We start from the raw sequence: 23,228 nt of genomic DNA on the forward strand, positions 1-23,228 counted from the left end.
TGGTCGGCCGGTGCGCCGGGTACATCGGGGGGCAGCTTCCCGCCGGCTCAGCGGGAAGCGATGTCGGCTCAGGCGCCGACGCTGGCCTTGTAGGCGTCCACGTTCATCAGGCCGTTCACGTCGTCGCCGTTGGCCGGCTTCAGCTTGAACAGCCACGCGTCGAACGCGTTGGCGTTGACGCTTTCCGGAGCGGCCGTTGCGGCCTCGTTCACGGCGATGACTTCACCGGCCACCGGCGCGTAGATGTCGGAAGCGGCCTTCACCGATTCCACGACGGCCAGCGCGTCGCCGGCACCGACCGTGCGGCCGACCTCGGGCAGTTCCAGGAAGACGATGTCGCCCAGCGCGTCCTGCGCGTGGTCGGTAATGCCGATGGTCAGGGTGCCGTCGGCTTCGACGCGTACCCACTCGTGCGACTCGGTGTACTTGAGGTCGGCGGGGAAGTTCATGAGGGTTCTCCGGATGCAGATATCGGGGTTGGGGTGCCGGCGGGCGGCCATGCCTGCCGGCGGTCCATCGTGTTGTTGGGCGACCGTGGTTGCGAGCGTCAGCTCACGAGTGCCTTGCCATTGCGCACAAACGGCAGTTTAACCACAGTTGCAGTCAGTTTGCGGTCGCGAATCTCCACCTGCACCTCGGCGCCGGGTGCAATGTCCTTCGGCAACCGTGCGAATGCGACAGACAGCGACAGCGAGGGGCTGAACGTCCCGCTCGTGATCTCGCCGTCGCCGGAGGCGGTGACGACCTTCTGGTGCGCGCGGAGCACGCCCTTGTCGCGCAGGATCAGGCCGAGGAAGTTACGCTGCTGGCCGTTGGCGACGAGCGCCGCCTTGCCCGTGAAATCGCGTTCGCTCTGCAGATCGACGGTCCAGGCGAGGCCGGCGTCCAGCGGCGAGGTCTCGATGTCCATGTCCTGGCCGTACAGGTTCATGCCGGCCTCGAGGCGCAGCGTGTCGCGCGCGCCCAGCCCGGCCGGGCGGACGCCCGCGGCGTGCAGCTTCTCCCAGATGCCGGCCACGTTCTCGGCGGGCACCACCAGTTCGAAACCGTCTTCGCCGGTGTAACCGGTGCGGGCGACCATCAGTTCGCCGACGGCGGGATCCTGCACGACGACGGCGTTGAACGGCTTGAGCGCGTCGGCCGGCTGGGTCGACGGGAAGGCCGCGTAGACGCGGGCGCGTGCGTTCGGGCCCTGTACGGCGACGATCGCAAGCGCGTCCGTGCCGGCGGGCGCCACATCGCCGCGGCGGGGCGTGATGGTGACACCGCTGCCGGTGGCGGCGTTGCGCGCGCGGATCCATTCGATGTCGCCGAGGGCCGTGCTCGCGTTGACCACGAGGCGGAAGTGATCTTCGGCAAAGAAATAGACGATCAGGTCGTCGATGACGCCGCCCTTGTCGTCGAGCATGCAGGAGTAGAGCGCCTTGCCCGGCGTCTGGAGCTTGTCGACGTTGTTGGCCAGCAGGCCGCGCAGGAACGCGCGCGTGTTGGCGCCGGCCAGGTCGACCACGCACATATGGGAAACGTCGAACATGCCGGCGTCGGTGCGCACGGCATTGTGCTCCTCGATCTGGGAGCCGTAGCTGACCGGCATGTCCCAGCCGCCGAAGTCGACCATGCGGGCGCCGAGGGCGCGGTGGATGGCGTTGAGGGGCGTGGCCTGGAGCGTCATGGAGGGCTTTCCTTCGGTCGCGAAAACAAAAAAGGGGCCATCCGTCGCGAGGCGCCGTGGTATTGACCACGATGCCCGTCGCGACGGATGACCCCTCTGTCCTCGATACCTGAGAGATTACGAAACGCTGCGCGTCGTTCACGCTCCGCTTCGTGCGCCCCTTCGGTGGACACGCTCATCATGCATGAAAGCAATGACGGGTGTCGCTCTCCAGAGTTCGGTAGCAACGCTGTGCATAGTTGTACCGATCCGCCCGGTCCTTGGTGCCTGAGAGTTTTCGGGTGATACCCCTTCGGCGGCGCAGATCTGCGCGCTCTCCCGGACGGATGCGCGTGAATGTACGGGAGGGCCGGAGCGGTGTCAACGGCCCGCGCCCCGATTCCCTCCCGCGTATGCCGCGTGTAATTACTTCCGGTCGTTGGTAATCACATTACCCACGACGCCGCCCACCGCCGCGCCGCCGAGCGTACCCAGCGCGCTGCCGTTGGTCAGCACGGCACCGCCGGCCGCGCCCACGCCCGCGCCGATCGCGGTATTCCGCTGCTTCGGCGACCAGTCCGCGCAGCCCGCGAACAGGCTGACGGTCAAGCCGATCAACGCGACGCGCGAGAGTTTGTTCAAGGTAGTCATGATGGCCCTCCATGTGGTGTTGAGTTATGGGTGGCACGGCGTTCCGAATCGGCTGACCTCGCGTGCCATGACACTAAGAGGCAACATTCGTGCCGCGAGTTGCGGGGGCTTACGGACCCTTACCAAGTGTTACCCCGGTGAAACACCTCGACCGGCGCTCGCGCGGGGTGACGGACCCGCCGGGATCTGCGTGCTACCATCGACCGCTTTCGCACGGTGGACCGTGCGTGCCTTTCGGGCCACGCCGCTGCCGGCTGAACCCCGCCCAGAATCTCTCCCGATCTCCACCCCCATGACCCACGGACTCAACGCCGCGCAATCCGAAGCCGTCCGCTACCTGGACGGGCCATGCCTCGTGCTGGCGGGGGCGGGCTCCGGCAAGACGCGCGTGATCACGCAGAAGATCGCCCACCTGATCGAGGACAAGGGCTTCGAGCCGCGCCATATCGCCGCCGTGACGTTCACGAACAAGGCGGCGAAGGAAATGCAGGAGCGCATTGCCAAGCTGATGGAGGGCAAGACCACGCGCGAGGGCAAGCGCATTCCGCTCAAGCAGCTCACGGTGTGTACGTTCCACTCGCTTGGCGTGCAGATCCTCCGCATGGAGGCCGAGCATCTGGGCCTGAAGCCGCAGTTCTCGATCATGGATTCGGACGACTGCTTCGGCCTCGTGCAGGAGCAGCTGGCCACCACGGACAAGAAGCTCATCCGTAGCGTGCAGGGCACGATCTCGCTGTGGAAGAACGGCATGGTCGATCCCGAGACCGCGATCGCGCAGGCCGCCAACGGCGACGAACATCAGGCCGCGCTCGTCTATCGCAATTACGTGGCCACGCTGCATGCCTATCAGGCGGTCGACTTCGACGACCTGATCCGGTTACCGGCCGAACTGTTCGCGCGCGACGAGGCGGTACGCCTCAAGTGGCAGAACCGGCTGCGCTATTTTCTCGTCGACGAGTACCAGGACACCAACGCCTGCCAGTACCAGCTGCTCAAGCAGCTGGCCGGCGGCTCGCACCTGCGCGCGCCGGCGTTCACCGCCGTGGGCGACGACGATCAGGCCATCTATGGCTGGCGCGGCGCCACGCTCGACAACCTGCGCCTGCTGCAGACCGACTATCCGGACCTGAAGGTCGTCAAGCTCGAGCAGAACTACCGGTCGACCGTGCGCATTCTCGAGGCCGCCAACGCGGTCATCGCGAACAATCCCAAGCTGTTCGACAAGAAGCTCTGGAGCGAGCACGGCATGGGCGATCCCATCGCCGTGCATGGGATGAACGACGAGGAGCACGAGGCCGAGTCCGTCGTGTTCCGGCTTTCCGCGCACAAGTTCGAGCGGCGCGCGCAGTTCCGCGATTACGCGATCCTCTACCGCGGCAACCATCAGGCGCGGCTGTTCGAGCAGATCCTGCGTCGCGAACGCATTCCGTACGTGCTGTCCGGCGGCCAGAGCTTCTTCGACAAGGCCGAGATCAAGGACATCTGCGCGTACCTGCGGCTGATTGCCAACCCCGACGACGATCCCGCGTTCATCCGCGCGATCACCACGCCGCGCCGCGGCATCGGCACGACCACGCTCGAGGTGCTGGGCACATTCGCGGGACAGGCCAAGGTCTCGCTGTTCGAGGCCGCGATGATGGGCGGTATCGAGGGCAAGCTGCAGCCGCGCCAGCTGGAACCGCTGCGCGTGTTCTGCGAATCGATGGTCCGGCTGGCGGACCGCGCCGGCAAGGATCCCGCGACCGTCGTGCTCGACGACCTCATGGAGGGCATCCACTACGAGGCGTACCTGTACGACACGTTCGACGAGCGGCAGGCGCAGTCGCGGTGGACCAATACGCTCGAATTCCTCGACTGGCTCAAGCGCAAGGGCACGCGGCCCGAGCCGGCCGACGGCGCGGAAGCGACGGGCTTCGACAATGCCGACGGCTTTGGCGACGAGGGCAAGAACCTGCTCGAGCTCACGCAGACCGTGGCGCTGATGACTATGCTCGAGGGCCGCGAGGAAGATCCCGATGCGGTGCGGCTTTCCACGCTGCATGCGTCCAAGGGCCTCGAGTATCCGCACGTGTTCCTGGTCGGCGTGGAAGAGGGCATCCTCCCCCATGCGCGCGAGGACGAGGACATGAGCGACGAGAAGATCGAGGAAGAGCGCCGCCTCATGTATGTGGGCATCACGCGCGCGCAGCGCAGCCTGCAGATCAGCTGGTGCAAGAAGCGCAAGCGCGCGCGGGAAACCTACTCGTGCGAACCGTCGCGCTTTATCGCCGAGATGAAGCTCGAAGACGCCCCCGCGCCGAAGGACGAGACGCCGGCGATGAGCCCCAAGGACCGCCTCGCCGGCCTGAAGGCGCTGCTCGGCAATGCCGGCAAGCCGGCCGCGGGCTGATGTCGGCGGGGCTGCAATACAACTGATACAAGCCGGACAAGACCGCCCGCGCGGGCGCCCCTAGCATGGCGGAACGCGAGACGTCTCGGCGTCATGCGTCACACCGCGCTCGCCCTTCGGTTGCGGTGTGGCCAGGCATGCGAGCCTGGCTTCTTCCCTGTTGGACGCTCCCGGCGCGGCAGCACCGGGAGCGTTTTTTTCCGGGTCGCCGTCTGCCTTGCGCCGGGCATGGCGCATACATCACGTACCAATACCGATACAAATCGGCCTCGGCAGGCCACGGGCAAGCTGGTACAGTGATTTGCGCTTCGGCGCCGCGCCGCGGTGCGCCCGCAGCTGCCCTGCCTTATCGAGTTGCCATGGATCTTTCGCCCTCGCTTCCCATCCGCTTGCTGATCGTCGATGACGATCCCCAGATTCGCTCCATGCTTGCCGAATATCTAGCGACCTTCGGCATGGAGGCGGACGGCGCCGAAGGGGGCGCGGCGATGCGGTCGGCGATGAGCCAGAACAGCTACGACCTCGTCATCCTCGACCTCTCGCTGCACGGCGAGAATGGCCTGACGCTGTGCCGCGAGCTGCGCGACCAGGGCGACACGCCCGTGATCATGCTGACGGCGCGCGCGGAACTTGCCGACCGCGTCGTGGGCCTCGAAGTCGGTGCCGACGACTATGTGACCAAGCCGTTCGAGATGCGCGAGCTCGTCGCGCGCATCCACACGGTGCTGCGCCGCAGCCGCGCGGACAACAAGCGCGCCGCCGTGGCCGCGGGGCACGAACTGCGCTTTGCCAACTGGCGGCTCAACACGACGCTGCGCCAGCTCGTCGACGAGGAAGACACGATCGTGCCGCTCTCGAACGCCGAGTTTCGCCTGCTGCTGACCTTTATCGAACATCCGAACCGTGTGCTGGACCGCGAGGTGCTGATCAACCAGGCCCGCGGGCGCGACCTCGACGTGTTCGATCGCAGCATCGATCTGCTCGTCTCGCGCCTGCGCCAGAAGCTGCGCGACGATCCGCGCGACTCCGCGCTGATCCGCACCGTGCGTGGCGAGGGGTACGTGTTCACCGGCAGCGTGGAACATTGACGCGTATGGCCGAGTCGATGCCGCCGTCGACCGACGTGCCGCCCGCGGGCATGGCAGTCGCGCGCGCGGAATCGCGCAGCGAATCGAGCACCGAAAGCGTCTGGCACGACCGGCGCCACGACTCGATGTTCGTGCGGCTGTTCTTCGTCATGGCCGCGATCATGCTGGCCGTGCATGTGCTTGGCGTCACCGTCATCGAAGGATTGTTTCCGCGCCCGGGTTCCGACCGGCATGCGCAACAGATGCGCCGCGCGGCGTCGGACGCGATGGCGGGCATGGGCGGCATGGGCACCGCGCCGCAAGGGTTGCTGCAACGCGCCGATACCGACGGTGACGGCGATATCGACGACGACGATTACTACGGGCCGCCGCTGCGCAGCCTGCACGACAATCGCTTCGGTCCGGGGTTCAAGCCGGAACAGGGCGGCATGCGTGGCGGTCCGCCGCCGGGCGGTCCGTTGCACGGCCTGTGGCCGCCGCATCTCGGCATGGTGTTCCAGCTCGCCGCGATCCTCATCGCCTCGTGGGTCGGCGCGCGGCTGCTCGCGCGTCCGGTCCAGCAGCTCGCGCGCGGGGCCGGGCGTCTTGCGCAGGACGTCCACGCGCCGCCGCTGGACGAGCATACGGGCCCGGCCGAAGCGCGTGCCGCCACGCATGCACTGAACCTGATGCAGCAGCGCATCCGCACGCAGCTCGCGCAGCAGTCGCGGTTTCTTGCAGCGGTGTCGCACGACCTGCGGACGCCGCTCACGCGCATGAGCCTCCGCATCGAACGCATCGAAAGCAATGACGTGCGCTACCGGCTGCGACAGGACCTCGCCGAGATGAACGGGCTGATCGACGCCACGCTGTATTACCTGCGCGAGCGCGACGATGCCACGGGCCCGCGCCAGCGTGTCGATGTGCAGGCGCTGCTGCAGGCCATCGTCGACGATGCGCAGGAGATCGGGCAGGACGTGGCGCTGATCGGCAGCGCGCAGCCGATGCATGCGTACCCCGCGGAATTGCGGCGCGCGGTCGTGAACCTCGTCGAGAACGCGCATCGTTATGGCGGTGCCGCGCAGATCGTGCTGTCGGACAGTGCCGAGCGCGTCGTGATCGATGTATGCGACAGCGGGCCGGGTATTCCGCCCGCCGAACTGCAACGCGTGCTCGAGCCGTTCTACCGCGTGGAGTCGTCGCGCAGCCGCGCGACGGGCGGCGTGGGCATGGGCCTCGCGATCGCGGCCGATATCGTGGCGCGCCATGGCGGCGAGCTCGAGTTGTCGAACCGTCTGGAAGGCGGCCTGCGCGTGCGCATCGTGCTGCCGAGAGACTGAGCCCGAGGAGGGATGGCTAGGCCCGCTGCGGGGCGCCGTCCTTGCCGATGACCGCCAGCTGCACGTACTGCGACCCGCGCGCGCCGCGCGTGAAATCGAGCAGAAAATCCCCGACGTCGATCCGTGACTGCATCGCGCGCCGCAACTCCGGCGCCCCCGGTGCGCGCGTACCCGCCGCTGCGCGCGCGAGCCATGCCGCGCCGATGTATCCGGCCAGCGTCGCGGGCGAAGGCGGTTCGTCGAGGTACTGCTTCATCCGTGCCACGTGTTCCTTCACCACGCGCAGCGTCGACGCCTGCGGGCCCGGCGCCACCTGCGTGAGCACGATGCCGCCCGCATAGCGCGCGCCAAGAATCTCGCGCGCCGATGCCGGACTGACCGATGACAATCCCACCAGAAAGCCGAACCAGCCCTGCGCGGCCAGCGCGCGGCCGAGGTTGCCGTACGCGAGCGTATCGCCGGCAATCAGCACGGCACCGGGCTTGCGCGCCGCGATCTGCCGCGCGCTTTCCGTGACGTCGCCCGTCAGTTCGAACGCGCGCGTCGACATGTCCTGCTCCATCCGCGCGAGCCACGGCGTCCCCTTGCGCAGCGTGCCGGCCGCGAAGTCCGGCGCGACGGCGAGCGCGATACCCGACAGGCCGTAGCTGCGCAGCTGCTTCACCGCGACATCGAGTTCGGACTCGTAGTCGGACCGCGTGTACCAGACGTTGTCCGCGGGCAGGGCCAGGCCGGACAGCGGCGCAACGATCTGCACGCCGCGGCGCGTGAGGTCCGTCGACTGCACGAGCGCCGGCAGCAGGCCGTCGCCGGGGCCGAACAGCACGTCGGCGCGCTCGTTATCGACGAGCGCCACGGCCTGCCGCAGCGCATTGCGGGGATCGGGATCGGCGTCGCGCACGATATGGGCGATATGGATGCCGCCGTTCACGGCACCGTTTGCCGCATTCGACGCATCGAACAGCACCTTGGCGCCCGCGAGGTAATCGCGGGCAAGATCGGCCTGCGTCCCCGCGCGGTCGACCAGATGCACGACCACGAGTTGTCGTCGCCCGATGGTCGCGGGACTGGCGGTCTGCGCATACGACGGCCATACCCAGCCCGCGCCGAGCGCGGCCAGTGCCGATAGCGTTCGCCGGCGGGCAACGGACACGGGGAGCGCATGCTGCGCGGACGGTGCGGGCGATGGACGCATGGCGGGCTCAGGTAGCACGGGTGGCTCACGAAGGGCGGAGCGTAGCCAGCGTTCGTGTCTGCGTTGTGACGCCCGGCCTGTGGATAACTTCGTTGCCGTCGACTTGATACCGATCAACGCGTGCGGAAATTCGTGGGAATACGATCTCGAACATCGCCCCATCTCTGTATGCGCCATGTCAGGCCCCGACTTTCCGTTTCTCTTTCCCTTTTCCTACGCCTCCCAATCGCCGCCTGCGGCCGTCACGCGCTTCGATCGCGATGCGCTCGCCGACTTCCGCGCGCTGGCCGGACGCATCGATGGCAACGGGCCGCGCTATACGTCGTATCCGACGGCCGATCGTTTCCATGCGGGATTTCCGGAGGCCGGCTATCTCGACGCGCTCGACGATTGCGCGCGGGACGCTTCGGCGCCGCTGTCGCTCTACCTCCATGTCCCGTTCTGCGACAACGTTTGCTACTACTGCGGCTGCAACAAGATCGTCACGCGCGATCATGGCCGCAGCAGCCGGTACGTCGACTATCTCGTGCGCGAGATGGTGCTCGTCGCGCAGCGGCTCGGCACGCGGCGCCCCGTCATGCAGTCGCACTGGGGCGGCGGCACGCCGACCTTTCTCGATCCCGGCGAGATGGAACGCGTGATGGCGGCTCTCGATGCGCATTTCGATCTGCTGCCCGAGGGCGAACATGCGATCGAGATCGACCCGCGCACCGTCGATGACGCGCGCATGTCGCGGCTGCGCGATCTCGGCTTCAATCGCATCAGCCTCGGCGTGCAGGACTTCCATCCCGAGGTCCAGCAGGCCATTCACCGCGTGCAGCCGTTCGCGCAGACGCGCGACGCGGTGTTCGCGGCGCGCCGGCTCGGTTTCCGCTCGGTCAGCATGGACCTGATCTACGGGCTGCCGCACCAGACGACGGCGCGGTTCCAGGAAACGCTCGATCGCGTACTGGTACTGCTGCCGAACCGCATCTCGGTCTACAGCTACGCGCATCTGCCGCACGTGTTCAAACCGCAACGCCGGATCGACACAGCCGCGCTGCCGGCGCCGGCCGAAAAGCTCGACATCCTCGTCTCGACGATCGAACGGCTGACGGCGGAGGGGTACGTCTATATCGGCATGGACCATTTCGCGCTGCCCGACGACGACCTCGCGCGTGCCCAGCGCGACGGCCGGCTGCAACGGAATTTTCAGGGCTATGCGACGCATGCGGGCTACGACCAGCTCGGCTTCGGCGTGTCCGCGATCGGGTCGGTGGCGGGACGCTATGTCCAGAACTACCGGACGCTCGACGACTACTACACGGCGCTCGACGCGGACCGCCTGCCCGTGTCGCGTGGCTTCGAGATGTCCGCGGACGACCATCTGCGCAAGACGGTCATCGGCGAGCTGATGTGCAACGGCAGGCTCGATATCGCGCAGATCGAGGCACGCTTCGCTATCGATTTCGCACAGTCTTTCGCCCCCGAACTCCGTGACCTGGACGAACTGGCCACGCAGGGCCTGGTACGCCGCGACCCGACCCGCATCGACGTCACAGAACTCGGCCGACTGCTGGTTCGCCGCATCGCGATGGTGTTCGACCGTTATCTGAGGGAGGCGGAACCGGTGCCGCTGCGGTATTCGCGGGTGGTGTGAGGAGGGCGATGAGTAGAGAATTCAGAGAACGACGAGTTTGCAAACCGATCTCCGCTCGCTTATCATCAAGCCGTTGGGTCCGCTGGGGCGTCGGATAGTTGTTCGTTACCCGAGCGAGCGTACCCTTCAGATTCCAGGCCGCTTTCGAGCGGCCTTTCCTTTTTCTGGCATGCGGGAGGGGCTTCGGCTTGCCTTGCCGGACTGACATCGCCTTTCGGAATGACCGAGTACAACTCGGCTCTCGGCTTCCGTGCCGTCAACTCCAGGATTGCCATGTCCCGCACTGCGCTTCCGTAGCGATCCACGCGTACAACGATACTCCGAACGGTAGTCATCTTGCTCGATGCATGGACGACGGCGGACTCGGCCAGCGCGCTTGTCATTTGAGCTATCACATCGTCGATGGTGTAGCCATCTCTCACGATCCGGCTCTGATGCAAATGCCGCCCAAGAAAGACGATCTCGGGTAGTTCGAGGCCAGGGAGTCCGTGCGCGGTCCTGGCGACATTGATGGCGTCATGTTGTGCGGCTGTCAGTTGGCCGATGAGCATCGGCCTGAGGCGGACGCCTTCTGCGATGTGCTTGAGATGAGCACGAATCTCACCCTCGATACCCTCGAATAGCGGCATGTGCCTCTTCACCTCGTCCAAAGAAAAAGGCCCGCAGTTGCGGGCCTTTTTGAGAATCAGTGCTCGACTCGATACGAGCGTCACTGTCTTCCTTGGCGAGGGAACCAACAATGGCAACAATCCGAATTCAGATCACTGTTTGATCCCAAACAACTCTGTCACTTCGCGGCGTTGACCATGTAGTTCGAGGCTGCGATCACGTCGGCGTCCGGGCCGCCGTAGCCACCCTTCGGCGGCATCACGCCTTTGCCCTTCAGCGCGTAGTTGTGGATGGCGTCCATCCCTTCCGCGATACGCGGGGCCCAGGCCGCCTTGTCGCCGAACTTCGGCGCGCCGGCGACACCGGCGGCGTGGCAGGCGGCGCAAACCTGGTCGTAGACCTTCTTGCCGACCTCGGCCGACGCTGCGGCCGGAGCGGCGGCAGCTGGGGCAGGGGCGGCAGCTGCGGGTGCGGCAGGTGCAGGGGCCGCAGCGGCAGCGGGTGCGGCCGGCGCCGAGGCCTCGGCCTGCGCGGGCGCGGCGGCGGCCGGTGCCGGCGCGGGCGGCTCGGGGAACTTGGCACCGCCGGCGTCGGCCATGTAGACCACGGCGCGGCCGAGTTCGTAGTCGGTGTAGTCGTCAGGCGTGGTGCCGGCGCGCGCGGGCATGGCGCCCTTGCCGTGCAGCACCGAGTTCAGCAGGCCATTGAAGCCCTGTCCGATCCGCGCGGTCCAGTCCCCGGCGGTACCGTACTTGGGCGCGCCGGCCGCACCGGTCGCGTGGCACGCGGCGCAGACTTCCTTGTAGACCTGCTCGCCCGTCTTGAAGACGCGCGGCGCGTTCGGATCCTTGATTTCGAGAGAGGCGATCGGCTTGATCCGGTCGTTGACCGCTTCCGCCGTCTGCGTCGATCCGGCCCCTTCGAGGGAACCGTGGCCTACGAAGTTGACCAGCAGGATGATGACAATGATCGGGATCAGGAAGGCAGCAATCACCACAGCGATCAACTGCTTGGGCGTCTTGATGGGAGACTCGTGATGGTCGTTATGGACGTCGTCACTCATACAGAACTCTCGATTTTGCAGGAAACCTGGTGCAGCTCGCGTTTAACGGCTTGCTTTATATGGCCCTTTGTCGGGGGTGGATTCTGTCGCCATCTGCGCCATCGGACTGTCCCGGGTCACGCTCGGGGCAAGCACCGCCTGAAAAGGCAACGCAAGAGCCACGAATCGACGCAAATAGCCAAGGATTATAAGCCCAACCCCGGTGCGTGGGGGCCAAAAGCGGCGGCTGCGAGACCTCCGGACTTCCCTCTCCGGCGTCCCCCGCATGGACGCGGGATCGCAAACGCTGTATCCTATGCGACTTTCCGGCGGCGGCATTCGCCCGCAGCCAAAGTCGTCACCCCAACGCGCCCGTAGCTCAATGGATAGAGTACTGCCCTCCGAAGGCAGGGGTTGCTGGTTCGATCCCAGCCGGGCGCGCCAATCCCCCATAAGGGTTTCCCCCATTTGCCCGCTACCGCCGCGAAGGGCGACTGCACCTAGAGTGCACTTACCTTCGATGCTGGCATCTCCGTCGGTGGCATCACCCACTGCGTCAGGTGATCCGCCGACAGGTGCGCATACCGCTGCACCATTTCCATCGTTCTCCAGCCGCCGGCTCGATTAAAGCGCACACGCGGCATCGAAACTATGAGCGCCACGCCGTCGCGTGGGCATATTTGCCGGGAGACGAAAGGTCTGGGCGAAGAGCCCCAGAAGCGTGGGGGACCGCACTGCCACCTTCGTCGCCGAGGCCCTCCTAGATGCCCTTACGGCGCCAGCCAGATATGTGCGCGACTGCGCAGAGTCTGTGGAAAGCGGCGCCCCGACGCCCTGCAAGGTTCTGTGCCAGAATACGCACCCAATTGCGATGTCTCGGCTGTCGGGCCCCCCGGAGGGCGTCACTTGCGGGAGATAGGGCGCGAATTCAGGTAAAGTTGGTTGGAAATGTGCCGTAAGAGCTTCTTGTGTGGCACATATAAGACGACAGGACCCAATGCAAGCGTGCTAGACTGCGAAGCCCTGCGGGAAGCCCTCCTAAAGGTGTTGACAAACGAAATCTATTGGACATCGTTTGAACCGTATCGTAGGCTTGACCCGTAGCCTGTCGGATGAGTTGGAACTCTGGCAGGCAAGCAGGATCAGATTTCAGGAGTGCGCGTCTCTGAGTGGAGCGTGTACAGCAAAGGTTTGAATTTTCGTCCCAACCAGGAGAGACCGCTATGACACAATACTTTGAACGTCTGCCGAAGGCGGAGCGCCTGCCTAAGGCCTAAGCGCGCCCCTTCGTGAAAAAAGCCCACCATCAGGTGGGCTTTTTTTATTCCAGCATTGCTAGGTAGCTGTGATTCTTGGTGTCCCTGAACCACGCCAAATCTGCATCGATTCTCGCTTCATTCTTGCTTTCTTCGCTCATTTTTATTGCAAAGCGTAGATTATCCAGCGACTTCAAAATAAATTTGTCAGCCTGCACCGAATTGCCAGCATCCGCGAATTTTTTGGCAACCAAGCAAGAATAACAGGCGATATTATAAACCGCCACTTCGTCAACAATATCGTACTTTTGCTGCAATTCTTCGAGCAACCTGATGGCAACCTCCAGTTGACCCATGCGTCGATAAATATTGCCCTTGGTTATAATCGCACGTTTCAAAACCATATCATCCACTGCTTCCCGGCTATCCACAGCGTTTAGATAATAGATTGCTTTATCTAGACATTCGAGAAAGACCTTATCCTCTTCGAATTTGTGACCTGGCTTGCATTGATCAAGAATGGCCTTGTAAGCATCAGCAATGTGCCGCATAACCATGCCGGTAACTACGTTAAGCTCCGCCCGATTGTCGGCCGGATATCGACGCTTGATGAAGTCCTGAACCTCTGACAGGGATTGCTCGGCCTTTCGTTGAGCTTCCTCCGCTCTGGCGACGGTGTCGTCAGCCTTCTGCTTGGCCGCGAAAAACGAATCCACACCTTTGAAGCCCAAGAAGGCGATTAAGGCGGCCATAGCCGCTATGACGGAAAAAAGCTTGTCGTACATATCCTTGATCGAATCGTACTTATCCTTCGATCCATCAAGCGCGAGCTTCGCGACATCTACGATTGTTCTGTTTTCGGAAGGATCCGCCGGGCTCTTAATGCCATTCTCGGCGGTGGCCACTTTCCCACTTGAAGGGATATTGTCTAGCTTTTCCGATTTGGCAACGTCGGCAACGGGGATACCGGTAAGAGCGGAAATCAGCGAATTGGAAACCGCTTTCGGCATTGCAATGAAGAGCAAAGTAATGACGATCAGATACAGTGGGATATGGTAGGCGAAGGCACGAGCAATCTTCATGACCGCGCTTTTCTTCCATGTGAGGACCTCACCGTCCTTCGTTGCCGGGGCCGCTGCCGGGACTGCGTGCCCCGCTTTGTCGTCGTTAGCCATCGATGTTTTTCTCTCAAGGAGCTCAAAAGAAGAAGCTGGCAAGACGACAAAACAACGTCCTGCAGCAAGGTGCCGCAAATGTACTTTGTTGTACCTCTGCAAGCAATTGGCGCGCTGGCGAAAGTGCCACAAGGATCGCGCGTCGGCGGCCACGGGCGGTGATCATTGTGATCGGAGCGCTATGCCGCGAATTGATGAGGGAGGCGCGCCTGGAGGAGAGCGCCCGCGGCAGGCGGAAATAGAGTGATCGATCGCGGGCTAGCGGGGCGGGCTCAAGGGCGCCCAAGCGGAGGGATGCCGGCGGCGTAACGGATAGGGTAGGTGAGGCTGGGATTTGCCCGCAGACGTGCGGAAGGGGCTAGGTCCGAACGGACTGTAGCTAAATCGCACCTAGGAAAGCCTTGGGTAGCCTTGATGAACCTTGATTAGACTTGGTTCCGCAAGTTGCACAAGGCGTTGATTTATAGAGCGTTTCAGTGCATCACCGGAACTCCGAAGGCAGGGGTTGCTGGTTCGATCCCATCCGGGCACGCCAAGAATTCTCCCGCATTGTCGTAAGCCCCTCCCTGCGTTTTCCGCAAGCAAACGGGCACAAATTCAAAGATTCGTTGATTGCGACCGTGCTTCCTGCGTCGCATAGTCGAGTCATCCAGCCCATGCCAGTACGCCGTTGCACGTCATCCAGCAACGGCCGAGCCCATGGGCTTCTTTTCGTCCACGACTGGCCTCGCAGACCTTCCCTGACATCCAGGCGCTGATCCGAGCGGCGATGGGCGCAACCAATTTCTGTGTTGGCAAAAAACGCTTGCCGCCTTTGCCATCCGCGGCCAGGCGCTTCGGGCCATCAGCATGCGGAAGGCGAACCAGCGAGAGGTACGACGATATGAACAAGCGTAAGACACCGAAACCCGTGACCGATGCGGAGGACGCAGCCATTCGTCGGGCGGCGGCGTCGGACCCCGACGCGCGCGAGTCGACCGATGAGGAACTGGCGCGCTTGAGGCCGGCCAGTGAAGTGCTTCCGCAACTGGTGGGCAAGGCGAACGCAGCGGCGCTGATGAAGCGCCGTGGGCGTCCGGCGCTGACGGCCGACGAACGCAAGGTCACGCTCAATATGCGTGCCGACCGCGACGTGGTGGACGCGTTTAAGGCTACCGGCGATGGCTGGCAAACGCGGATCAACGAGATCCTTCGCGCCTATGCCAAGTCTCACAAGATGTTGCCGCAAACGTAGCCATCACGATGCCAAGCTCATACATCGAGCGTCTTCATCCGTTCCACGACCCAATCCACGAACACCCGCAGCTTCGCGCTCACATGCCGGTTCGGGCGATAGGCCACGTACATCGGCATCGTCGGCATCTGCCAGTCCTCGAACAACGGCACGAGCGTCTTGCGTGCGACCGGGTCGGTGGCCATGTAGCGCGGTAGCCGGAGCGCGCCCATGCCGGCGATGCCCGCGGCCACGAAGGCGTTGCCGTCGTCGACCGTGAGGGTGTAGCGGCCCTGCACGGTCACCGTTTCGTTCCCCCGTTGCATCGAGATCGGGAACGGTTTGCCCGACCGGGCCCAGCGGTAGCCGATCAGGTGGTGCGCGGGCTTGCCCAGATCGGACGGATGTCTGGGCACACCCGCATGCTTCAGGTACGCCGGCGCCGCGTACACGCCTAGCCGAAGCTCGCCGATGGGCCGGGCCACCAGCGACTGGTCGCGCAGCTCGCCGCCGCGCACGACGCAGTCCACGTTTTCGTCGATCAGGTCGACCATGCGGTCGCTCACGCCGAGGTCGAGGTGGATGTCGGGATAGCGCGCATAGAAATCCGGCAGCGCCGGCACGAGGATCCCGCTTGCGAACGGCGACGGCACGTCCACACGCAGCCGCCCCCGCGGCGCGGTCGACGCCTGCGACAGGCTCGTCTCCGCATCGTCCATCTCCGCCAGCAGCCGGACCACGCGTTCGTAGTACGCCGCCCCATCCTCGGTCACGTTCACCTTGCGCGTGGTCCGGTTCAGCAGCTTCACGCGAAGCCGCGCCTCGAGTTGCTGCACGAGCTGCGTCACCGTCGTCTTGCTCATATGCAGGGTGTCCGCCGCCCGGGTAAAGCTTCCCGTTTCCACGACACGCGCAAACGCCTGCATGGCGTCGAATCGATCCATTCCGGCTCCCGGTCGGTCCGTTGATTGTTTGGATTCTACAAACAGTGCGGAACAAAGGTACGCGTTTATCGCCGCGACGCCGCCGCGTAAAGTGGTTGCCATCGTGATCCCTTGATGGAGTCAGCCATGACCACCCGCGACGTCGTCTTCCCGCCCAAACGCCACGCCCTCTACGCAAAGAACCGCTATTCGCCTGCCGTCCGCTCCAACGGCTTCCTGTTCGTCTCGGGCCAGGTCGGCAGCCGCGACGACGGCAGCCCCGAACCCGACCTCAAGGCGCAGGTTCGCCTCGCCTTCGAGAACCTCAACGCGATCCTCGCGGCCGCCGGCGGCTCGTTCGAGGACGTGGTCGACGTCACGGTCTTTATGGTCGATCCGCAAACGACCTTCGAAACCATCTGGGAAGTCGTGCCCGACTACTGGGGCGACGCGCCATATCCCACGATCACCGCGGTCGGTGTCACGTGGCTGTACGGCTTCCAGTTCGAGATCAAGGTGATTGCCAAGGACCGGTCGTGATCAGCCCTCGCTGATCAGCCGGCCCGCGAGCAACCGCACCGTTCGCGTGAGTCCAATCGCATCGAGAAACGCCTCGTCGTGGCTCACCACCACCAGCGCGCCTTCGTATGCGCGCAGCGCAGCCTCCAGTTGCGCAATCGCTTCGAGGTCGAGATTGTTCGTGGGCTCGTCGAGCAGCAGCAGCGTCGGTGCCGGCTCCGCGTGCAGGATGCAGGCCAGCACCGCGCGCAGGCGCTCGCCGCCGGACAGGGCTTCGACCGGAAGTGCCATGCGCGCGCCGCGGAACAGATAGCGGGCGAGGAGGTTGGCGCGGTCGGCGGCGGCCATGCCCGGTGTGAACGTCGCGAAGTTGTCGGCGACGGTAGCAGCGGGGTCGAGCAGGTCCAGCCGCTGGGACAGGTACGCCATCCGTCCCGGTCCCCGATAGACCGAGCCCGCGCCGACAGACAGGTCCCCGGCGATCAGGCGCAGCAGCGTCGTCTTGCCCGCGCCATTGGCACCCGTCACCGCGATGCGCTCCGGACCCCGGATATCGAGGTCGACGCCGTCGGCCGCAAAGACGGGCCGGCCATCGCGGAAGACCTGCATGCCTTCACCGAGAAACACCTGCCGTCCCGCGGGCACGCGCGTGGCCGGCAGCGAGAGGTCGAAGCTCACGGTGTCGCGCACGGCATCGACCGCGGCGCCCAAGCGGGTCCGGGCATCGTCGATGCGCGCGGCATGCGTGTCGTGCGATTTGCCCGCGGACACCTGCGCCGCGCGCTGGCGCCCGCCGGCGACGATCTTCGGCAGGCCCGCGTCGGGCGCCCGGCGCGCGGCCTGTCCCGCGCGGCGCTCGCCGCGTTCGTGGGCCAGCTGCATGTCGCGCCGTTCGCGGCGAACCGCCTGACGCAGGCCGCGCACCGCTTGCTCGGCCGCGCGCTGCTCGACCTCGACCGTTTCGCGATACAGGCCGTAGCCACCCCCGTACAGCCGCAGCGTGTGTCGATCGAGCTCGGCGATCCGATCCATGCGATCGAGCAGCGAACGATCGTGGCTCGCGACGATCAGGCATCCGGTCCAGTCGTCGAGCAGACGGTACAGCCGCTCGCGCGCATCGCGGTCGAGGTTGTTCGTGGGTTCATCGAGCAGCAGCACATCGGGCTGGTCCAGCAGCCGCGACGCGAGACCGAGCGCCATGATCTCGCCACCGCTCAAGGTATGCAGCGCACGCGCGAAATCGATCTCGCCGAGCCCCACACGCGCGAGCGCGATGCGCGTGCGGTCCTCGATGTCCCAGGCATCGCCGACCATATCGAACAACGCCGCGTCGGCGCGACCGGATGCAATGGCCGCCATCGCATCGAGCTGCGGGGCGATGCCGAGTGCCTGCGCCACGCGCAGGTCGCCGCCGAGCGGCAGATGCTGCGGCAGCCATGCCACGCGTCCGATGACCTCGATATGGCCGGCCAGCGGCGCGAGTTCGCCCGCGATAAGCCGCAGGAGCGTGCTCTTGCCGGCGCCATTGGGGGCAATCAGGCCTGTGCGGCCGGTGCCGAACGTTGCCGACAGATTGTCGAAGACGGGGGTGCCATCAGGCCAGGCATGGGAGAGATGAGCAATGCGAACGAGCGCGTCGGGCATGGAGGAGATCGCCAGATATGGCGGCGCCCGGCGTGCGCGACGTCAATCCGTGCGCGCGAGCGGAACACCAGCCGTGTGAACGTGAAACGCGACGGCAACACGGCGCGCATGCACAGCGCGATGACGGTTGCGGTCGCGGGACGGGAGGGCAGGGCCTCGGTTCACATGGCGGTGAGCGATCTCCGAAGGGGATACGCGCATTCTACGCGCAACGGTCAGCCGCGCGCGTTCCAGCGATTGGCGATATAGCGCCCGGCACGGCCGCGTTCGAGGTCGTCCGCGAGCACGCGGGCCGGGTTGCCCGCCACCGTGACGTTGGCAGGCACGTCGCGCGTCACGACGCTGCCCGCGCCCACGGTCACGTTATCGCCGATGGTCACGTCCTCGACGATGCAGACATTGGGGCCGATATAGACGTTGTCCCCGATGGTCGCCGCCTGGCCATGGTTCGCGCCGATCGTCACGCATTGCGAGATATTGCAGTTGGCGCCGATGACCACCGACTCGTTGAGCACGATGCCGCCGAAATGGCCGATATAGAAACCGGGGCCGATGCGCGTGCCGCGCGGAATCACGATGCCGAGCTGACGCTGCTTGCGGCGAAGCATCAGCTTGAGGAACGCGCCGCGCACGCCCGTCGTGCAGGCCGAGGCCAGCCGGAACCATACGAGGTAGTGAAAGCCTTCGGTGGCGACGTAATGCTTAAGGAAAGCTTTGACCGAGGTTTCGCCCGCGACGCGATACAGGTCGCTGCGGATCAGTGTCGTCGCGGAATCGTGGATCGCCTCGCGGCCAGCATGATGCGAGGGGTGCGGAGGGTGCGAGGGGGGCGACGACGATCGACGCGTCGGCGACGCGGGCAGCATCATGATGCGGCGCCCGGTCAGGGGCGAAGCAGGTCGAATCCGCCGAACGCGACCACGCCGCTCAGCACGACAAAGGCAGGCGAGTCGCCTCCCAGCAGAAGGATGGCGGCGGCGAGCCAGGTCGTCAGCGTAAAGGCGATCGTGCGTTTCATGATGCGGCGGCAGAGGCGTCCGGCGCATACAGGAAAGGGGGAGCCGGGCGGAAGTTGGCTAAGTATAAACCCGCATCGCGATGTTTTGCTGCGGTGCATCAAACGTCGCTTCCGGCCAACACGAAACGGGCCTTATTCGGCGCCTCATCGGTGTAACCGATTGGGCCGATTCTGACCCCGGCACCGGGCCACGCGCGCCCCGACGCCAACGCCGCCGCCCCCCTGCGGCCGATGGCGCGCGGCTTGCATCGCATCGGGATCGGCTCAATCCGAAGGGGAGGTGTGCCATGGCAACGATAGCTTCGGGTCACTTGGAGGCGCTGCGACAGGCCGTGCACGGCCGTGTGCTGCTGCCCGGCGACGACGGGTACGACGTGGCCCGTACGGTATGGAACGCGACCGTCGATCGGCGGCCGGCCATCATCGTGCAGTGCTCGGGCACGACCGATGTCGTGCACGCGGTCAACTTCGCGCGGGACCGCGGCCTCGTGCTCGCCGTCCGCGGCGGCGGCCACAATATCGCCGGCAGCGCCATCTGCAATGATGGGCTCGTGATCGACATGTCGATGCTGCGCGTGGTGAGCATCGAGCAGCCCGACCGCGTCGCATGGGTGTGCCCCGGCGCCACGCTTGCGGACTTCGATCACGAAGCGCAGGGCTGCGGCATGGCCACGCCGCTCGGCATCAACTCGACGACGGGCGTCGCGGGCCTGACGCTCGGCGGCGGCTTCGGCTGGCTCACGCGCAAGTACGGCATGTCTGTGGATAACCTGCTCGGCGCGATGGTCGTGACGGCCGACGGGCAGCGACGCTGGGCCAGCGCCACCGACGATGCGGACCTGTTCTGGGCGATACGCGGCGGTGGCGGCAACTTCGGCGTCGTCACGCTGTTCCAGTTCCGGCTGCACGATGTGGGGCCGCAGGTCCATGCGGGACTCATCGTGTTTCCGGCCGCGCAGGCGCGCGACGTCCTGCGGCAATACCGCGTGTTCACCGAAACCATGCCCGAAGACCTCAACGTCTGGGCGGTCCTGCGCAAGGCGCCGCCGCTGCCGTTCCTGCCGGCCTCCGCGCATGGCACCGACGTGGTGGTACTCGCCGCGTTCCACCTCGGCACGCCCGAGCAGGTGCAGACGGACATCGCGCCGATGCGCGCGTTCGGGCAGGCCATCGGCGAGCATATCGGGCCGGTGCCCTACACCGCGTGGCAACAGGCCTTCGACCCGCTGCTCGGTCCGGGCGCGCGCAACTACTGGAAGTCGCACAACTTTTCGCGCCTGGACGATGCGGCGATCGACGCGATGATCGACTACGCGGCGCGGCTGCCGTCGCCGCTGGCCGATATCTTTCTCGGCCATGTCGGCGGCGTGGCCAACCGCGTGCCGCCCGACGCCACGGCCTATCACCACCGCGACGCGCGCTTCGTGATGAACGTGCATTCGCGCTGGGAGCGCCCGGACGAGGACGCCAACTGCATCGCCTGGGCGCGCGACTTCTTTCGCGCGACGCAGCCGTATGCGAGCGGCGGCGTCTACGTGAATTTCCTGACCGAGGATGAAGCGGGGCGCACGAGTGACGCGTATGGGTCCAACTATGCGCGGCTCGCCGCGCTGAAGAAGCGCTACGATCCGCACAACCTGTTCTGTACCAACCAGAACATCGCGCCAGCGTCCTGACCGCAATTCCCACCGCCGGCCCGCGCGTTGCTATCATCACGCGCATGGCCGGCGAATTCCACATCCCTCACCACGAATACGAGATCACCGCGATCCGCGCGCAGGGCGCGGGTGGGCAGAACATCAACAAGGTGTCCAACGCGGTGCATCTGCGCTACGACGTGCGCGCGTCGTCGCTGGCGGCCGACCACAAGGAGCGGCTGCTCGCGCTCAGCGATCACCGCATCACGCGCGATGGCGTGGTCGTGATCAAGGCCCAGCAGCATCGCAGCCTCGAGCTCAATCGCGAGGACGCGATCCGCCGGCTCCACGAGCTCGTGCTGAGCGTGGCCGAGGCCCCGCGCACACGGCGCGCGACGCGCCCCACGTTTGCTTCGCGCGTGCGGCGGCTCGAAGGCAAGACGCAGCGCAGCCAGGTCAAGGCGCTGCGCGGCAAAGTGACCGATCACTGAATCAGGGATTACCGAATCCGCGCGGGAGCACGCCGCGCACGAACTGCGCGGCCTCGTCGAGCGCGCGCCGCGCCTCCGGCAGAAACGGATGGTAGATCTGCCACACATGCGGTACACGCTTCCAGATGCGCAACTCGGCCTTGCCGCCGGCCGCGCGCACGCGATCGACAAGCCGGCGCGAGTCGTCGAGCAACACCTCGCGATCGCTCGCCTGCACGAACAGCGGCGGCAGCGCCGACATCTCTTCCTTGCTTGCATAGAGCGGCGATACGAGGGGATCGGTGGCGGGAATATCGCCCAGATAGAAGCGCGCCGCGCGCCCGACCGATTCGCCATGGAACATCACGTCGCTGCGATCGTTCGTGCGTAACGTTTCGCCCGTGGCCGCCAGGTCGGTCCACGGCGAGAACAGCAGCGCGCCCGCGGGCATCGGCAATCCCTCGCGTTGCAGGGCGATCAGCGTCGCCAGCGCCAGTCCGCCGCCGGCCGAGTCCCCCGCCAGGACGAGATGCCGTGCCGACAAGCCGCGTGCGAGCAGTGCGCGATAGGCCGTCAGCGCATCGTCGAGCGCGGCCGGATGCGGATGTTCGGGCGCGAGCCGGTAGTCGAGCGAGAACAACTGCACGCCCGACTTCTCGGCCAGCGCGAGCGTCAGCGGGCGATGCGTCTGCGGCGAGCAGAAGTAATAGCCGCCGCCGTGCAGATAGAAGATCGTCGGCGTATCGACCTGGGTCGCCACGTCGTCATTGTCGGCGCCGTTCGCATGTACCGTGAGCAACGGCCGCGTCCATTCGCCGGGCAGGTCGGGCGCCGTGGAGGCCCCGATGCGCCAGCCTTCCGGAATGCGCGCCTGATGACCGAACTGGCTCATCGCGCGCCGCGTGCCGGGAATGTCGATATGCTCGGGCGGCGGCCCGCGCCTGAGCTTCTTCCGCAATCCGTACGACAGCAGCAGGTTCTGCAGACTCATCGGCGATCTCTCCGGAATGACGATTCAAACGCGCCTACGACAGCTTGGCGGCCGCCTTCGCGGTACGCGGGAGCGCCGCGGTCGATGTGGCCAGTGCGCCGAGGTTCGGCGCGCCGGCACTGGCACCCAGCAGCAGCCAGCGAATCAGCTGCGTGGCCTGCAGCGCCAGCCGCTTGCGTTCGGCGGCACCGGCCTCGAGGTAGTCGGCCGAGGCATGGAACAGATGCGAGACCACGTAGCGGCTGAAATCGTCGAGCGCCGCGCGCGGCAGGGCCGGGCATAGTTCGAGCCGCTCGATATCCTCGGCCATCTCCGCGGCGATGGCCGCAAGCAATGCGCGAATGGCTTCGCGCAACGCGGGCTGCGGCCCGGTGATTCCGCACAGGCCGACGACGAAGGCATCGGCATGCGCGCGCGCGTACGCAAAGAATGCCTCGCACGCACGCGTCGCCACCTCCTGCGGATTGTCGCGGGCGGCGGCCCAGCGTACCGCGCGCAGCATCGGCCGCAGCTCGTCGCTGACTTCGGCGAGCGCGGTCACCGCGAGATCTTCCATATCGCGGAAATGGCGATAGAACGTATTGGGATTGAGTCCCGCCTCGCGCGCGAGTTCCCGCAGGCCGAGCGCGGCGAAGCTGCGGCGCGCGGCGGCGAGGCGCAGCGCGGCATCGATAAGCCGGCGCTTGCCGTCGGCAATGTCTTCCATGTTCTCTCGCGTTATCGAAGAATCGAACGATCACTCGGTTCGCACGCATTGACTTTGCCTGCAAAGTAGACGATTGTCTACGGAAGATTTTCT

General features: G+C 65.6%; 21 protein-coding genes, 1 tRNA gene, 1 pseudogene and 2 riboswitches. Of the genes and pseudogenes, 9 read left to right on the plus strand and 14 right to left on the minus strand.

Annotation, left to right across the window (positions count from 1 at the left end):
• Positions 1–68: 68 nt before the first annotated feature.
• The 3 genes from gcvH to FOB72_RS15360 form a co-directional block, all read right to left on the minus strand.
• A complete protein-coding gene (gcvH, locus tag FOB72_RS15350; RefSeq protein ID WP_150373405.1) occupies positions 69–449 on the minus strand; it encodes a glycine cleavage system protein GcvH in 381 nt (126 codons plus the stop codon).
• A 98-nt stretch (positions 450–547) separates the two neighbouring features.
• Positions 548–1,672 carry a glycine cleavage system aminomethyltransferase GcvT gene (gene gcvT, locus FOB72_RS15355; protein WP_150373406.1) on the minus strand — a complete coding sequence of 375 codons (1,125 nt, stop codon included), beginning with the start codon at positions 1,670–1,672 and terminating at the stop codon, positions 548–550.
• Positions 1,673–1,758: 86 nt separating this feature from the next.
• Positions 1,759–1,896, minus strand: a riboswitch (glycine riboswitch).
• A 20-nt stretch (positions 1,897–1,916) separates the two neighbouring features.
• Positions 1,917–2,003: riboswitch (glycine riboswitch) on the minus strand.
• A gap of 74 nt (positions 2,004–2,077) precedes the next feature.
• Positions 2,078–2,302 (minus strand): glycine zipper 2TM domain-containing protein, encoded by a 225-nt coding sequence (locus FOB72_RS15360; RefSeq protein ID WP_109585325.1) that lies wholly within the window; start codon positions 2,300–2,302, stop codon positions 2,078–2,080.
• A 292-nt stretch (positions 2,303–2,594) separates the two neighbouring features.
• On the opposite strand from FOB72_RS15360, the gene FOB72_RS15365 reads away from it, so the two are divergent.
• The 3 genes from FOB72_RS15365 to FOB72_RS15375 all read left to right on the plus strand — a co-directional run bounded on the left by FOB72_RS15365 (position 2,595) and on the right by FOB72_RS15375 (position 7,098).
• Positions 2,595–4,691: a UvrD-helicase domain-containing protein gene (locus FOB72_RS15365; protein ID WP_150373407.1), complete on the plus strand. Its 2,097-nt coding sequence runs from the start codon at positions 2,595–2,597 to the stop codon at positions 4,689–4,691.
• 359 nt (positions 4,692–5,050) lie between these two features.
• Complete coding sequence (locus FOB72_RS15370) at positions 5,051–5,779, plus strand: response regulator (protein ID WP_150373408.1); 729 nt, start codon at positions 5,051–5,053, stop codon at positions 5,777–5,779.
• A 5-nt stretch (positions 5,780–5,784) separates the two neighbouring features.
• Entirely contained in the window at positions 5,785–7,098 is a 1,314-nt protein-coding gene (locus tag FOB72_RS15375) for an ATP-binding protein (RefSeq protein ID WP_150373409.1), read from the plus strand.
• Positions 7,099–7,114: 16 nt separating this feature from the next.
• Here the strand turns inward: FOB72_RS15375 and FOB72_RS15380 are convergent, their stop codons facing one another.
• The gene (locus tag FOB72_RS15380) at positions 7,115–8,293 is read right to left on the minus strand and encodes an ABC transporter substrate-binding protein (RefSeq protein ID WP_150373410.1); all 1,179 of its coding nucleotides are present in this window, start codon (positions 8,291–8,293) and stop codon (positions 7,115–7,117) included.
• Between the two features lie 175 nt (positions 8,294–8,468).
• Between FOB72_RS15380 and hemN the strand changes: the two genes are divergently transcribed.
• Complete coding sequence (gene hemN / locus FOB72_RS15385; protein WP_150373411.1) at positions 8,469–9,932, plus strand: oxygen-independent coproporphyrinogen III oxidase; 1,464 nt, start codon at positions 8,469–8,471, stop codon at positions 9,930–9,932.
• A 65-nt stretch (positions 9,933–9,997) separates the two neighbouring features.
• Here the strand turns inward: hemN and FOB72_RS15390 are convergent, their stop codons facing one another.
• Together FOB72_RS15390 and FOB72_RS15395 are read right to left on the minus strand one after the other, a co-directional pair.
• The gene (locus FOB72_RS15390) at positions 9,998–10,561 is read right to left on the minus strand and encodes a hypothetical protein (RefSeq protein WP_223851357.1); all 564 of its coding nucleotides are present in this window, start codon (positions 10,559–10,561) and stop codon (positions 9,998–10,000) included.
• Between the two features lie 158 nt (positions 10,562–10,719).
• On the minus strand, positions 10,720–11,604 hold the full coding sequence (locus FOB72_RS15395) for a c-type cytochrome (RefSeq protein ID WP_150373412.1): 885 nt from the start codon (positions 11,602–11,604) through the stop codon (positions 10,720–10,722).
• A gap of 347 nt (positions 11,605–11,951) precedes the next feature.
• On the opposite strand from FOB72_RS15395, the gene FOB72_RS15400 reads away from it, so the two are divergent.
• A tRNA-Arg gene (locus FOB72_RS15400) sits at positions 11,952–12,027 on the plus strand.
• A gap of 56 nt (positions 12,028–12,083) precedes the next feature.
• Here FOB72_RS15400 and FOB72_RS32565 read toward each other — a convergent pair.
• Both FOB72_RS32565 and FOB72_RS15410 read right to left on the minus strand, forming a co-directional pair.
• Positions 12,084–12,200: pseudogene (locus FOB72_RS32565) on the minus strand (site-specific integrase); the annotation flags it as partial.
• A gap of 704 nt (positions 12,201–12,904) precedes the next feature.
• Positions 12,905–14,014, minus strand: a complete 1,110-nt coding sequence (locus FOB72_RS15410) for a hypothetical protein (protein ID WP_150373413.1) — start codon at positions 14,012–14,014, stop codon at positions 12,905–12,907.
• A gap of 883 nt (positions 14,015–14,897) precedes the next feature.
• Here FOB72_RS15410 and FOB72_RS15420 point away from each other — a divergent pair.
• The gene (locus FOB72_RS15420; protein WP_150373414.1) at positions 14,898–15,248 is read left to right on the plus strand and encodes a BrnA antitoxin family protein; all 351 of its coding nucleotides are present in this window, start codon (positions 14,898–14,900) and stop codon (positions 15,246–15,248) included.
• Positions 15,249–15,265: 17 nt separating this feature from the next.
• Here FOB72_RS15420 and FOB72_RS15425 read toward each other — a convergent pair whose 3' ends face one another.
• Positions 15,266–16,171, minus strand: coding sequence for a LysR family transcriptional regulator (locus tag FOB72_RS15425; protein ID WP_150373415.1), 906 nt, complete (start codon positions 16,169–16,171; stop codon positions 15,266–15,268).
• A gap of 126 nt (positions 16,172–16,297) precedes the next feature.
• Here FOB72_RS15425 and FOB72_RS15430 point away from each other — a divergent pair, with 126 nt between their 5' ends.
• Positions 16,298–16,690 carry a RidA family protein gene (locus tag FOB72_RS15430; protein ID WP_150373416.1) on the plus strand — a complete coding sequence of 131 codons (393 nt, stop codon included), beginning with the start codon at positions 16,298–16,300 and terminating at the stop codon, positions 16,688–16,690.
• On the opposite strand, the gene FOB72_RS15435 is transcribed toward FOB72_RS15430, so the two are convergent.
• From FOB72_RS15435 to FOB72_RS32805, 3 genes are all read right to left on the minus strand, one after another.
• On the minus strand, positions 16,691–18,313 hold the full coding sequence (locus FOB72_RS15435; RefSeq protein WP_150373417.1) for an ABC-F family ATP-binding cassette domain-containing protein: 1,623 nt from the start codon (positions 18,311–18,313) through the stop codon (positions 16,691–16,693). It lies immediately after the preceding gene.
• A gap of 215 nt (positions 18,314–18,528) precedes the next feature.
• Positions 18,529–19,182, minus strand: a complete 654-nt coding sequence (locus tag FOB72_RS15440; protein ID WP_223851358.1) for a serine O-acetyltransferase — start codon at positions 19,180–19,182, stop codon at positions 18,529–18,531.
• Between the two features lie 14 nt (positions 19,183–19,196).
• Positions 19,197–19,331, minus strand: a complete 135-nt coding sequence (locus FOB72_RS32805; protein ID WP_263364731.1) for a hypothetical protein — start codon at positions 19,329–19,331, stop codon at positions 19,197–19,199.
• Positions 19,332–19,618: 287 nt separating this feature from the next.
• Between FOB72_RS32805 and FOB72_RS15445 the strand changes: the two genes are divergently transcribed.
• On the plus strand, positions 19,619–21,007 hold the full coding sequence (locus tag FOB72_RS15445; protein WP_150373418.1) for an FAD-binding oxidoreductase: 1,389 nt from the start codon (positions 19,619–19,621) through the stop codon (positions 21,005–21,007).
• Positions 21,008–21,051: 44 nt separating this feature from the next.
• Positions 21,052–21,459, plus strand: a complete 408-nt coding sequence (gene arfB, locus FOB72_RS15450) for an alternative ribosome rescue aminoacyl-tRNA hydrolase ArfB (RefSeq protein WP_150373419.1) — start codon at positions 21,052–21,054, stop codon at positions 21,457–21,459.
• Position 21,460: 1 nt separating this feature from the next.
• On the opposite strand, the gene FOB72_RS15455 is transcribed toward arfB, so the two are convergent.
• Both FOB72_RS15455 and FOB72_RS15460 read right to left on the minus strand, forming a co-directional pair.
• Positions 21,461–22,429, minus strand: a complete 969-nt coding sequence (locus FOB72_RS15455) for an alpha/beta hydrolase (RefSeq protein ID WP_150373420.1) — start codon at positions 22,427–22,429, stop codon at positions 21,461–21,463.
• 34 nt (positions 22,430–22,463) lie between these two features.
• Positions 22,464–23,135, minus strand: a complete 672-nt coding sequence (locus tag FOB72_RS15460; protein ID WP_150373421.1) for a TetR family transcriptional regulator — start codon at positions 23,133–23,135, stop codon at positions 22,464–22,466.
• Between the last annotated feature and the right edge of the window lie 93 nt (positions 23,136–23,228).

Origin of the sequence: Cupriavidus pauculus (assembly GCF_008693385.1) — a bacterium.
Classification (GTDB): Bacteria; Pseudomonadota; Gammaproteobacteria; order Burkholderiales; family Burkholderiaceae; genus Cupriavidus; species Cupriavidus pauculus_D.

Coding starts and splice junctions, on each gene's coding strand:
- FOB72_RS15420 (WP_150373414.1), top strand. CDS start 14,898: ATGAACAAGCGTAAGACACCGAAACCCGTGACCGATGCGGAGGACGCA.
- FOB72_RS15430 (WP_150373416.1), top strand. CDS start 16,298: ATGACCACCCGCGACGTCGTCTTCCCGCCCAAACGCCACGCCCTCTAC.
- arfB (WP_150373419.1), top strand. CDS start 21,052: ATGGCCGGCGAATTCCACATCCCTCACCACGAATACGAGATCACCGCG.
- FOB72_RS15375 (WP_150373409.1), top strand. CDS start 5,785: ATGGCCGAGTCGATGCCGCCGTCGACCGACGTGCCGCCCGCGGGCATG.
- FOB72_RS15365 (WP_150373407.1), top strand. CDS start 2,595: ATGACCCACGGACTCAACGCCGCGCAATCCGAAGCCGTCCGCTACCTG.
- FOB72_RS15460 (WP_150373421.1), bottom strand. CDS start 23,135: ATGGAAGACATTGCCGACGGCAAGCGCCGGCTTATCGATGCCGCGCTG.
- FOB72_RS15380 (WP_150373410.1), bottom strand. CDS start 8,293: ATGCGTCCATCGCCCGCACCGTCCGCGCAGCATGCGCTCCCCGTGTCC.
- FOB72_RS15395 (WP_150373412.1), bottom strand. CDS start 11,604: ATGAGTGACGACGTCCATAACGACCATCACGAGTCTCCCATCAAGACG.
- hemN (WP_150373411.1), top strand. CDS start 8,469: ATGTCAGGCCCCGACTTTCCGTTTCTCTTTCCCTTTTCCTACGCCTCC.
- FOB72_RS15425 (WP_150373415.1), bottom strand. CDS start 16,171: ATGGATCGATTCGACGCCATGCAGGCGTTTGCGCGTGTCGTGGAAACG.
- FOB72_RS15390 (WP_223851357.1), bottom strand. CDS start 10,561: ATGCCGCTATTCGAGGGTATCGAGGGTGAGATTCGTGCTCATCTCAAG.
- FOB72_RS15455 (WP_150373420.1), bottom strand. CDS start 22,429: ATGAGTCTGCAGAACCTGCTGCTGTCGTACGGATTGCGGAAGAAGCTC.
- FOB72_RS15435 (WP_150373417.1), bottom strand. CDS start 18,313: ATGCCCGACGCGCTCGTTCGCATTGCTCATCTCTCCCATGCCTGGCCT.
- FOB72_RS15440 (WP_223851358.1), bottom strand. CDS start 19,182: ATGATGCTGCCCGCGTCGCCGACGCGTCGATCGTCGTCGCCCCCCTCG.
- FOB72_RS15360 (WP_109585325.1), bottom strand. CDS start 2,302: ATGACTACCTTGAACAAACTCTCGCGCGTCGCGTTGATCGGCTTGACC.
- FOB72_RS15410 (WP_150373413.1), bottom strand. CDS start 14,014: ATGGCTAACGACGACAAAGCGGGGCACGCAGTCCCGGCAGCGGCCCCG.
- FOB72_RS15370 (WP_150373408.1), top strand. CDS start 5,051: ATGGATCTTTCGCCCTCGCTTCCCATCCGCTTGCTGATCGTCGATGAC.
- gcvH (WP_150373405.1), bottom strand. CDS start 449: ATGAACTTCCCCGCCGACCTCAAGTACACCGAGTCGCACGAGTGGGTA.
- gcvT (WP_150373406.1), bottom strand. CDS start 1,672: ATGACGCTCCAGGCCACGCCCCTCAACGCCATCCACCGCGCCCTCGGC.
- FOB72_RS15445 (WP_150373418.1), top strand. CDS start 19,619: ATGGCAACGATAGCTTCGGGTCACTTGGAGGCGCTGCGACAGGCCGTG.
- FOB72_RS32805 (WP_263364731.1), bottom strand. CDS start 19,331: ATGAAACGCACGATCGCCTTTACGCTGACGACCTGGCTCGCCGCCGCC.